6 protein-coding genes are annotated in these 11712 nt (G+C 69.3%); 3 read left to right on the top strand and 3 right to left on the bottom strand.

Annotation, left to right across the window (positions count from 1 at the left end):
- Positions 1 to 10 precede the first annotated feature (10 nt).
- On the bottom strand, positions 11 to 535 hold the full coding sequence (locus Pflav_RS15005) for an RICIN domain-containing protein (RefSeq protein WP_173036723.1): 525 nt from the start codon (positions 533 to 535) through the stop codon (positions 11 to 13).
- Positions 536 to 663: 128 nt separating this feature from the next.
- Here Pflav_RS15005 and Pflav_RS15000 point away from each other — a divergent pair, with 128 nt between their 5' ends.
- The gene (locus tag Pflav_RS15000) at positions 664 to 3075 is read left to right on the top strand and encodes a tetratricopeptide repeat protein (protein WP_173036722.1); all 2412 of its coding nucleotides are present in this window, start codon (positions 664 to 666) and stop codon (positions 3073 to 3075) included.
- Positions 3076 to 3129: 54 nt separating this feature from the next.
- On the top strand, positions 3130 to 3411 hold the full coding sequence (locus Pflav_RS14995) for a hypothetical protein (protein ID WP_173036721.1): 282 nt from the start codon (positions 3130 to 3132) through the stop codon (positions 3409 to 3411).
- Positions 3412 to 3415: 4 nt separating this feature from the next.
- On the opposite strand, the gene Pflav_RS14990 is transcribed toward Pflav_RS14995, so the two are convergent.
- Together Pflav_RS14990 and Pflav_RS14985 are read right to left on the bottom strand one after the other, a co-directional pair.
- On the bottom strand, positions 3416 to 9319 hold the full coding sequence (locus Pflav_RS14990) for a caspase, EACC1-associated type (protein WP_173036720.1): 5904 nt from the start codon (positions 9317 to 9319) through the stop codon (positions 3416 to 3418).
- A 4-nt stretch (positions 9320 to 9323) separates the two neighbouring features.
- The gene (locus Pflav_RS14985) at positions 9324 to 9725 is read right to left on the bottom strand and encodes an effector-associated constant component EACC1 (protein ID WP_197938527.1); all 402 of its coding nucleotides are present in this window, start codon (positions 9723 to 9725) and stop codon (positions 9324 to 9326) included.
- A gap of 320 nt (positions 9726 to 10045) precedes the next feature.
- Here Pflav_RS14985 and Pflav_RS14980 point away from each other — a divergent pair, with 320 nt between their 5' ends.
- Complete coding sequence (locus Pflav_RS14980) at positions 10046 to 11539, top strand: MFS transporter (protein WP_173036719.1); 1494 nt, start codon at positions 10046 to 10048, stop codon at positions 11537 to 11539.
- Positions 11540 to 11712 lie beyond the last annotated feature (173 nt).

The raw sequence follows: 11712 nt of genomic DNA, 5'->3' as shown, positions 1-11712 counted from the left end.
TAGGGTCGCCTCAGGGAGTCACTTTCCATATCTGCTCGGGGTTGGTCCTGCTGTACCTACAGGTCCAGGTGATCAGCGGGGTGCCGTTCGCGGTCCCGGCGCTGGGAAACGCTAGACAACGGTCGGTGCCATACAGCTGCAGGAAGAACTCGCCGGCGTTAAGCTCAGGCGAACCCCGCACAACCCAAGAAGTGTTTGGGTGGCTGCACAGCTCCTGGGTGACCTGGGACCCGTTGGCCCAGCCAGCGAGGCAGAGGCCGCTGTTCACGTTCTCCACGTAGGTGATCTCGTTGTACAGGGGTGCATCTGTCTCGAAGATCTGGTTGGTCCGCCTGGGGTTGTGACACGACCAGGTCTGGATCTTCTTGCCGACCACCGTGGACGACGCCGGCACGTCGACGCATCGCCTGTTGCCGTTGATCGTAGAGAAGATGATGCCCCTGCTCTCCGCCGCCTGGGCAGGGACGGCAGCGATACCGACGATGGTGGCCGCGATCATGGCCGCGGCGAACAGCCGAGAGAGTGTGCGCTTCATCCGGTCTCCATTCGGGGAGGGCGGCGGGCCGATGGACCGCCGCTCGCGCGAGTCTTTGTTGGCCGACTCGATGGTGACGTGATCGTTGGTCCGAACTGGCAGTCCTGGATGTCCACAGACGACTCTGGATGACGTGTGAGAGTGTGTTCGTTATGGCCGGTAACGCGATCACCGCCCGTGATCCGAATGATCTGCTCACCCAGCAGGATCTGCTGGAAGAGTTGAACCGGCTACGGATCATCGCGGCCCGCCGGCGCGGCAAGGTGCGGTTGTCGTTGCAGGACCTGGCCGCCGCGAGTGGCGTGCCCAAAAGTAGCCTCGCGAACTACCTCGCCGGCAAAACCGTGATGCCAGTCGATGTCCTTGATCGGCTGGTGCTCGCCCTCGGTGTCGGATCGGTGCAGGCGGGCGCCTGGGCGGCGGCCTGGGAGCGAGCCACCGAGAACACCCGCCCTGTCCCCGCTACAGCGACGCCGCCGTCTGGGCCCGCCCGTGCGCCGCGACAGCTGCCGCTGGACATTTCCACGTTTGTCGGCCGCGACCGCGATCTCGACGCGCTCAAGGAGCTGGGCTTCGGCGCGTCGACAAGGCCTGGGCCCCTGATCGTCATCACCGGCGCGCCTGGCGTGGGAAAGTCAGCACTCGCGGTGCGGGCCGCCAACGTCGCGTCGGCCCAGTTTCCCGATGGGCAGCTCTACCTCAACATGCTGGGCAGCACCCCGCAGGTCCCGCCCCTGTCACCGGTCGAGGGGCTCGGCCGGCTGCTGCGTTCGCTGGGCGTCGCCGCCAGGGACGTGCCGCACGACACCGACGAGTGCGCCACCCTGCTCCGAACCCTGTTGGCGGATCGAAGACTGATCCTGGTCCTCGACAACGTGGCCAGCGTCGCGCAGGTACGCCCCCTGCTCCCTGGCGGCACGGGGATCACGACCCTCATCACCAGCCGTACGAATCTGGCCGTGGTGGAGGGCTCGGTGCAGGTACGGATCAGTCCCCTCGTCCCCACGGACTCGGTCAACATGCTCGCCCACCTTCTGGGAGAGGGCAGGGTGGCCGGCGAGCGTGGTGACGCCCTCCGCCTCGCCCAGCTCTGCGACCACCTGCCCCTCGGGCTGCATCTCGCCGCGGCACGCCTCAAGGCGCGACCGACCTGGACCCTCGCCGCCCTCGCCGACCGCCTCGCGGACGAACGGCAGCGGCTCACCGAGCTGGCATCAGGCGACCTGGCTGTCCGCGGCAGCCTGCTCGTCAGCCACGCCGCGCTGCGCCACAGCCCGGACCCCGCGGAGCGATCCGCGGCGCGGGCACTGTCCATGGTGGGGCTGGTACGGACGGCCGAGCTCGACCTCGACCTCGCCGCGGCGCTGCTCGACACCTCCGCACGGGCAGCTGAGCGCTCGCTGGAACACCTGGTGGACGCGCACCTGGTCGAACCCGCCGGGCCCGGCCGCTTCCGCCTGCACGACCTGGTCCGGTTGTTCGCCCACGAGCAGGCCACCACGGACCTGGCACCCGACCAGACCAACGGCGCGGTCACCCGGGTACTCCGGTACGGCCTTGCCACCATCCGCGACGCGGTCGAACGCTGCTACCCGCACCGTACCCACTACCCGCTGCCCGACGTCGATGTCACACCTCGACCGTTCGCGGACCAGGCCGACGCGGCGGCCTGGCTCGAACGGGAGCGAGCGAACCTCGTCGCGCTGACCCGGCAAGGACTTGCCGGCGATCCCGAACAGGCCCGCCTCGGCATGGCGATGGCCAGGGCCATGTTCTGGTTTTTCCAGCACCGCGGGTACAGCGACGACTGCGCCGCCCTCGGCCACGCGGCCCGCGATGTCGCCCGCCAGCTCGGCGACCGTGCCGCCGAGGCCTATGCGACCAGCAGCATCGTGGGCGCGCTCTACCTTCGCGGACAATTGCACGACGCCGAGCCGCTGCTGGAGACCGAGGCCTCGCTCTGCCATGAGGTAGGTGACCGATTCGGTGAGCAGCGAGCCCTGGGCAACCTGGCCAACTTCCACCTCCTCCAGGGACGCCCGACCCAAGCCCTGGCCTACGCCCAGAAGCAGCTGACCATCTGCGACGAGATCGACGCCCCCGTCGGCGTGGCATACGCACAGCGGACCATGGGCGAGGCGCACCTACGGCTGAACAACCTCGACCAGGCGGTCGAACCTCTGCGGAGCAGCCTCGCCTGGTACCAGAAGTGCGGCGACGACCTCGGCCAGGGCGATGTCCTGCGCATTCTTGGCGAAATCAGTATCGCGACCGGCCGCCTCCAGGAGGCGAAGCAGCAGCTTGGTCAAAGCGTCGAACGCGCCCAGACCAGCAAACACGCCGCGGCGGAAGCGCTTGCCCTCAGCCTGCTCGCCCGAACCTGGCGCCTTTCCGGCTCGGCCAAGCAGGCCATGCGGGTCGCGGAGCAGGCCCTGGGCATCACGGCACACATGCGGGACTCGACCGGCTGGTCACTCGCCTGGGGCGAGTACGTCGAAGCCAAGGAGGCAATCCACAAGACCACACAGTCCCGGCGGTAGCACTTGGCCGACAAGGCGGTTCCGTTCGCCGGGGTGCGGTGGTGCAATGTGGTCATGGCGGACGAGGTGCGGAGTCGGCGGATGACTTGGGTCGATTTTGTCGCCCGCGAGCGGGACCTGGTCTACGACCTGCGGTTTCCGGAGGGCGACGGCGAGGTCTTCTTCCTGATCAAAATAGAGCCGGCAAAGCACCAGGCGTTCAAGGACGTGCTGGCAACGCCCCAGATAATCGACCTGCGCGACTACGGGACGATTCTCTATTCGGGCTGGGGCGAGCCGGACGAGGAGATCAAGGATGAGATGCGCTTCCGTTATCGGATGTATCTCGACGCCTGAGGTGTCAGACATTCCGGCTGTACAGCAGGCGCCGGAGGGTGGAATTGACGTTTTGCTCGTCGTAGAGCCAGTCGCGTGGATCGTCGATGGTGCCGATACCGGTCGCATAGACGGGGAATCGGTGCCCGGGGGCACCTGGGAAGGTCCGCAGGGCCTGGCGCGCTCGCTGGAGTTCCGCACCGGTACAGGTCGGGTCCTCCATATGGGCGCGGAGCACGCGGGCCAAGTGGACAAGGACCGTCTCGTTGGTCGTTGTGGCCATCCGCGTGATGAGGACGTCGGCGAGACCGGTGCCGTATACGTATGGGATCTGCCGCAAGCAGGCCGATATGGCGTCGACCACTGCCGGCTGTTGGTACCGCAGATGGGCTTCGATCGCCGCGAGCAGGGCGTCCTCGCCGTTGGCCGCCACGACCAGGTGTGGAAGCCGGCCAAGTAGCGTGAAGGCGGCCGCGCCGGCGCGTTGACTTGTCAGGGCGGCGCGCACCAGCAGACCCTGCATGCCGGGTGCGTCGGCGAGCGGTGTGGCGTCGTGCTCGGTCACGACGGCGAGGAGACTGAGCAGCGCCTCGTGGACCACGTCGAGCAGGCCGGGCTGCGGGTGCTCTGGTCGCACGTCGATCTCGTCTTGCACGACCGCCAGCCAATCCGCCAGAAGCGTCGCGGCGTCGGAAGTCATGATCTCGTCGGTGACGAACCGGGACGCGGCATCAGCGGGCGCGGCAACCGACGCCCAGATCAGGTTGCCGAACGTGGCGAGCTGCGCCGTCGCTTCCGATCGCGTGGGCGACCGGATAACCGGCACCGTACGTTCCTCGAACAGCACCCGCGCGTGCTGTGGCCGAGACCCAGCCGCGGCGCTGCGTAGCGCCGTGGCCGCACACTCCACGATCGTCTGCGCCACGCCCACCCGGAGCCAGGATTCGTCGAAGCGGTCCAACGACCGCATGGCTGTGCGAACGCGCCGTTTGCCCTTGATCGTGGCGTCGACGACCTCGTCGGTGGCCGGCACATTGTCCGGGTAGGCGAGCAGGCGCCCGACGAGCAACATGGCGGCTTCCACGTCACCCGGGCGGACCGGGCTGGATGCCAGCCACCGGGCGAGGGCCCGCTGAGCGTCCGGTTGCCACGTGACCGAGGCGGAGAGGGCCCGCTGCCAGTCGGGCGTCCCGTCGCCGCCGACGGTGTTCGCCAGGCGGGCGACCTCGTCGGGATCGTCGATGTCCCACTGGTACAGGACGTCGTGCAGCATCCAGCGGATGGGTGGTGCGGCGGTGCGGCTCTCTCGAACCACCGCCATCCAGAGGTCGCCACCGGTCTCCGACAGCCGGTATCGGCGTGTCGGTTGTATGACACCGCGGTATGACCCGACGAGCGCCTGCGCAGCGCGGGCGCTAGTGGCCGCGTCCCCGTTCGCGACGAGGTCGACGAGCGCGTGGACTTCGGACAGTGCCGGTGGCTGCCCGGCGGCGCGGTGCAAGGTCGACAGGGCCGATGCGCCAGCGCCGAGCACATCCGTCCCGGTCGCCTCGGTCAGCCAGTCGGTAGAGTCCTTCGCTACCGCGTCCACCGTGGACAGTAGGTCGGCGGCGAGACTCCGGTCGGCCGGGCTGCCCGCGGCGAGCCGGTCGAGGCGCTCGGCGAGAGCACGGTCCAGCCACCGGCGCCGCCGCAGCGAATCGTCCTGGATCGCCCGCCAGGGCCGCACGGGCTTGCCCTGGAAGCGGAGCTCGCCGAGCACCAGTGCCGCGACGCGGAGGGCCACCCGCGATGGCGTCGCGACCCGGTCGCCGACCGCCTCGTCCAGCATCCGGAACAGCGACGACTCCGAGGCGATCGTCGTATTCGCGGAGGTGGACCCGGGCGCCTCGGTCTCACTGCCACTTGCCGCGGCGAGCAGATCGGCGATCACGGCCTCGGTCTGGCTCGGGCCAGCGCGCCGGATCCACGGGACAAGTTGGTGCACGGCGGCGATGCCGTCCCCGGCCGGCACCCCCGGGTCGACGTTTGACGGTTCCAGTCGGAACCGGAGGCTGTTGCCGCCACCGACGAAACGTACGTACGGCATCCGGACGAGCCAGTAGGCGACCGCCAGCACCTCGGCGGCCGGGCGCCCCTCTAGCCCGGTTTGCCAGCCTGTCCACGCTTGCGGGCCGCGGCCGTCGAGGTCGAGAATCCGGCGACCGAGCCGGTCCGCCACGAGGACCGGTGGCATGGCCGCGCCGGAGCCGAGCCGCTCGTCGAGATCGAGGCCGACGTTCACCGGTCGGCCGGCAAGGCTGCACGTCAGGTTGAGCAGAGCCACGTGCAGGACGGTCCGGTCGTCGATCCCGAGCGTCCCGCCCGCCGTCCACAGCGCCTCGAACCAAGCGGCCATCGCGCGAAGCGCGGCGTCTCGCGTGCCGGCCAGCGCCCGCTCCAGCACCCACACCGTCGCCGCTCCGCCGGCCGCGTGCGTCTCGCCACCGTCGATCATCAGGTGGCCGAGGGATGCGATCGCGTGATCGACCTCATCGGCGTCCCCGTAAGACACCTCGTCCAGCGCCGCGGGAAGCAGTTTCGGTGCCGCGCCCCGGTCGGCCCAGCGCAGCAGCGCCGCCTGCACGGCCGTTGTGGTCGGCGCGGTCAGCCACTCGGGCCGGAGTTCGGGCGGATGCCGGAGCGCCGCCGACGGCTGCGAACTCCAAGCGCCGAGGCTGTCGAGGTGAGTCGCGATGGCGAACACGACATCGGAGACACCGAAGCGGGGAACAACCTCCGAGGCGAGGTGCTCGATCGTCCACCGTTGAAGACCGGACCGCATCGTGACGATCCGGGCGAGGTCCAGGTAGTCGTAGTCGGTGTGCTCGGCGTCCCGGTCATCGAATCCGCCAGCCATTGCCGCGAGCGCGGATGCCGCGGCCGGGTCGCCGATGGCCGCCTGCCAGGTCGCCGGCGAGCGGCTGAGTGCGTCTCGTACGGGCAGGACGCCGTCCGGGATCGGCTCCACGGTTGCCTCGCCCGCGGCTTGGTAGGCCACGTGCCAGGCGTCGCCGCCGGCCCGGTACAGGTCGATCGGGCGGGGAATGCCGGCAAATAGCGCGTCGCTGGTGGGCGGGGCGGGCCCGGGGTCGGGAACAGCCCTGCGCTGGCTGTCTTCGGGGGCACCGGCGGTCCGCAGAATGCGGTGCAACGGCCAGTCCAGCCGGCCGTCGTCGTACCGAAAGGCCGCCGCGGCAGCTCGGATTACGGCGTCGCTCAGCCATCCACGCCGCAGGTAGAGGTGTCCCAGCGCCGGTCCGTTCGAGTGGTCGAGCAGCGGCAGCGCGACGCGGTCGAATCCAGCGGCGCCGACTCGCCGCCGGAGACCAGCGATCTGGCCAGCCAGGCCGGTCGACAGGGACTGATCTTCGACGGCGGTGGCGTAGGCCGGCATCGCCAAGCGCAACGCGAGTTCCAGGGCCGCGGGGTCGGTGCTACCAGATCGCTCGGCCGCGGCGAGGAACAGCTCGGCCCACGGCTCGATCGGCCCCGAGGCACCGTCCAGAACCGTCGCGACCATCGCCTCACGGGTGTCGGGTTCACACTCGTCCAACGCGAGCAGCAGCGGCTCGCGCCAAGTGGGATCGTCGAGGCGGGCGGCGAAGGACCGGACCAGAGCGGGCGGGCGCGGCCCCATCCCATCGCGTTCGGCGATCACCCGGATCCCCAGCAGATACTCCCGGAACGACTGGTGGACGAAGCCGTACTGGCCGGGCTCGAGCATCGACAGGATGCCAGGCTTGACCTGGATCGCGCGCACGAGGTCACGCAGCACCGGTCCGGTCTCCGGCTCGTAGAGCCTCCGCTGCCCGAAGGCGACCTCGTCGAGCAGCTCGATGAGGTCGGCCTCCGGGATGCGCCCTGACGGGTACCGCGTGTGGATCGCGAACGCGACATGGGCCAGCACCATGAGCACGTTGTTGTTGTTGAAGTCGCTGTCCACCGCGACCGCGCCGGCACCCGCGGCACTCGTATGCAGGTCGATGATCCAGTTGCGCCAGCGCTGGGCCATGTCAAGCAGCAGCGTCCGGTAAAGCGCGCCTCGATTGGCCGGTAGCTGCCGATTGGTCTGCCAGTTCGAACAAAGAGAGACCAGGACGAGCGGTGTCTCGGCCAGATACCGGGCTGGTGACTCGTGATCGAGGATGGCGTCGAGCAGCGGCGCGGGATCCTCGTCCGGAACGGCGACCTCGCAGAACCTCGTGGCAAAGCTGCGAATCTGATCCGCGGACATCGGGCGGATCAGGTAGTGCGCGGCGCCGGACAGGGGCAGCTGCGCCCGGTCGTACGCGTGCCGGCGGCTCGTGATGACAAACCGGTTGCCGGACGGCATGGCCTCGATCTCGTCGACGATGGCGCCCAACAGCTCGTCGCGGTGGCGGCTCAGCTCATCGAGCCCGTCGATCAGCAGGTAGAGGCGACCCTCCTCGATCGCGAGCTGCACCATCTCCGGCGCGTGCTGACAGTTGTCGAACGCCAAGCTCACCAGCTCGTCCTGCACGTACTCGATGACGGTACGCACGCGTAAGCCACCATCGAGCCGAGCAACGCAGTCGGCGAGGTAGTCAGCTGCCCGCACCAGCACCGGCAGCCGGCCGAGTGGCTGGCCGGGGCCGATCGACTGGGACCGTTCAGCCGCCTGGAGCGCGAGCCATTGGCAGACCACCGTCTTCCCGCTGCCTGGCAGCCCGAGGACGATCAGGAGTCGGTGCTTGGCGGCGGCTTCGTCGAGCGAGACGCCATCCGCATGGACCTTGTCGGCGTCGGCGAGGTCGATATCGTCGGCGACCAGGGACACGAACACCGACTTGAGCGGCAACCGCATGACCCGCTGCTGCGACGCGGCGTCGAGATTCGCGCTCAGCGCCGCGAGATCGATAGCTCGCCATGCGTATTTGACCGTTCCGAGATACTCCTGTTGCGCTTGTCGGAGGACAAGCTGATTCGCCGACTTCCGCGTCGAAGCCGGCCGCTGCACCGCCGAGAAAGCCACTCGCTGCACCTCGGACGACGGCGAGGGTGGTGACAGCACCGCGCGGGTGATGCGGAGCGGACTTGGCAATTCCCTGCTCAAGGCCGGCGGTGCGCCGAGCCGGTCGGTGGCGATCGGGCTGTGGATCGAGCTCCGCAGGTACGCCGGCAGGTCCCAGTTGACGTTGCGGGCGATGACAATGTTACCCAGCACGCTGTCCTGCTTCTTGGGCCGCTGCTGGGGCATCTCCTCCACAACGCGGTCATGGACGTAGCTGTAGAGCTCGTCGATCGTGATGTCGCCATCGCCATCCAGGTCAGCGCTGCCATCCCGCAGCCCGGCCACCAGGTGCCGGGTGAACACGGACTGCGCGGCCTCACCGTGCCTCTGGTCGCCCTCGAATGAGTACTGCATCGTGTCCGAGGCCGTCAGCACGGCACGCCCGCGCCCCTGAAACCGTTCGAGCGTGTGCACCTGGCCGCCGGCTTTGACTGCCCGGCCGGCCGGGTACGCCCCGCTGTAGCAGCAGTCCAGGATCAGCACCTTCTGCCGCGAGGGGCTGCTCTCCAGGGCTTTGTCGATGTGTTCGGCAAGGAGCGCGGTGAACAACAGGTTGTCGCGGCGAGTGTTGGTCGTCGCCAGGTACAGCCGGCCTTCGTCGTCCTTGAGCCCGTGGCCGGTGAAGTAGAGCAGGGTGAGGTCGTCCCGCCCGCTGTCGCGGTAGAAGGCGCCGATCCTTTCGCCGACTTGGTGGTGCGGCTCGTTGACCGACATCGCGACCTCGAAGCCGGCGATCCGCGGGTCGCTGAGCACGTCGGCCAGCGCGTCGGCATCGTGTGGGGGCGCGGTCAGCCCCTTTAGATCGCCGTCCTCGTACAAATAGCTGGCGATCAGCAGCGCGACACGCCGACCCATCGCGCTACTCCTCCGCGTGGCGGCGCAGGAACGCCTCGACGAGCTGCCGCTGCTGAGCGCTCGTCGCCCCGTCGAGTTCGATCGTGTCGCCGTCGATGGTGAGTGAGACGCGATGGCGGCCGGTCTGCCGGCCCAGCCAGGCGCCGACCGTGTTTATCAACGCGACGAATACCCCACCCGAGGCGCTCAGCGTCACGATCAATGCGCCCAGGGTGAGTGGGTCGACGCCCTTGGCGCCCGCCGGCGGCACGGCGGCCGGCGATGCCGGGACGACCGACTCGACGTCGAGCTCCCTGATCTGGTTGCGCAGCCGGCGGGCCAGCCGCTCGCCGGTCTCCGCATCGTCCTCCGGATCCGGTACTAAAACGATCAGTAGCTCGACGTCGCCCATCAGATCCCTCGCCACGTCCGTACACGTTGGACACATGATCTGTCGCTGCGGAGCGCGCGGACAAGTGGCTCGCCTGTCAGACGTCCGACATCCGCCACGCGAAGGCAAACCCTGCGGTGCCTCACCCCAGGAGGAGTAGGCGGTGGCGGCGGATCCGGGGCACGGCAGGCAATGGCGGACGAATTTCTAGCCGGTCGGCCCGTGTGGACTTTTCGCGAGATAGCTTGACCCGTGGATGTTGCCGAGCCGTCGCGCTCGGCGCCCGCGACCCGCGGCCGAGCAGCACCGGCCTCCGGTCCGGCGGGCGAGGCCACCGGGATGACGAGGCTGGCGCAATGACGTGGAAAGGTCCGCTGGCTGGTCGTTACCCCGCGGTGGCGGCGATGGTCGTCGCCGCGCTGGTTCCGTACCTGGTGCTCTCGGCGGCGCTCGATCCGCTCTTGCCGATCATCGCCCAGCAGCTCGGCATGAGCGCGGGGGAGACGAGGCTGGCGGAGGGCCTGGCCAACGCCGGGTACGCCCTGGGCACCGTACTGTCGGTGCAGCTCGCCCTGCATCTGCCCCAGCGCCGGATGCTGAGCCTCTATGCCACGATCCTCGTGATCGGCTCGGTGCTCGCGGCGGCGGCGACCGCGCCGGCGGTGTTCATCGTCGGGCACGTACTCCAGGGGCTGTGCACAAGTCTGTTGCTGATCGCTGCCGTACCTCCGCTGGTCACCGGGTTTCCGCCGGGCAGGCTCCGCCCGACGGCGGTGATCCTGAACCTGTCGATCTTCGGGGCGGTCGCGCTGGGCCCGCTGATCGCCGGCATCCAAGCCGACGCCCACGCTTGGCGGCCGCTGTTCTGGGTGATCGCGGGGATCGCCGTCGTGGCGCTGCTGCTGTCGCTGCTGACCTTCCAGGACGTGCCACCGGCCGATCCCACGTCAACGCGTTCCCCGGTCGCCGTCGCACTGGCCGCCGCCGGCTGTGTGGCCGCGTTCTACGGGGCGTCGCGGCTCCTGCCGCACCGGTCCCTCGACGCCGCCACGCTGGCGCCGCTTCTCGCGGGCGTGGCGCTGATCGCCATCCTCATGTTCCAGCAGTACCGCTCCAGGCATCCGCTGCTGATCCTGCGGCCCCTCGCGAGCACGCTGCCGGTGGCCGGGATCGTGGTAGCCATGTCCGCGGCGGCGGCCTCCGTGCCCGCGATCGCCTTGACGGGCATCGCGCTCCGGGATCGGTACCCACCCCTGCACCTCGGACTGCTCCACCTGCCCGAATTCGCCGGAACGGTGATCGCGGCGATCGTGTTCGCGAAGGTGTTCACCACGCGGGCGCTCCACTATTTCGCGCTGGTCGGGCTGCTGTCGCTCATCGCGGGCGTCGCGCTCATCGTCTCCGGCGTCCCACCCAACACGATCCGTACGCTGATCGGAACGGGACTCATCGGCATCGGCCTCGGCGCATCGGTCACCCCGGCGCTGTTCATCGCCGGTTTCACGCTGCGCAACGTCGCTCTCCAGCGGGTGTTCGCCATCATCGAGCTGCTGCGCGCGGCGGCCGCATTCCTCGTAGCGCCAATCCTGCTGTACGTCGCCGCGACCGTCGGCAGCACCCCCGCGGCAGGCGTCCGCACCGCACTCTGGGTCTGCCTCGGTGTGGCCGCCGGCGGCACGCTGCTCGCGTTCGCGCTCTACGTGCTGGGCGGTGTGCGCCCGCCGTCCCCGTCCCTGCAACGCTGGTTCGGCGGCGAACCAGCGTGGGACTCCCCGCCGCTGCTCGCCGCCGTCCGCGGCCACTCCACCAAGCCCCAGCCGCCGAGTGCCGGCGCGAATCCACCGCCATAAGAGCTTCGGAGTCAGTGCGGCCTCGGCCTCAGGGCGCGGATAAAGATCCAAAACCAAGGGATTCGAGCTACCGCGACGTCCGCGGTGGTCCGGACCGTCGCTCCCGCAGCCTCACCCTCCGCGGTTGGCAAGCTCACGCGACGAACCTCGCCGGGCACAGCGCTGATCGCGCC

Origin of the sequence: Phytohabitans flavus (assembly GCF_011764545.1) — a bacterium.
GTDB classification, from domain to species: Bacteria; Actinomycetota; Actinomycetes; order Mycobacteriales; family Micromonosporaceae; genus Phytohabitans; species Phytohabitans flavus.
Note: the sequence above shows the minus strand (reverse complement) of the source record. Positions and strands in the feature narration are given on the sequence as shown.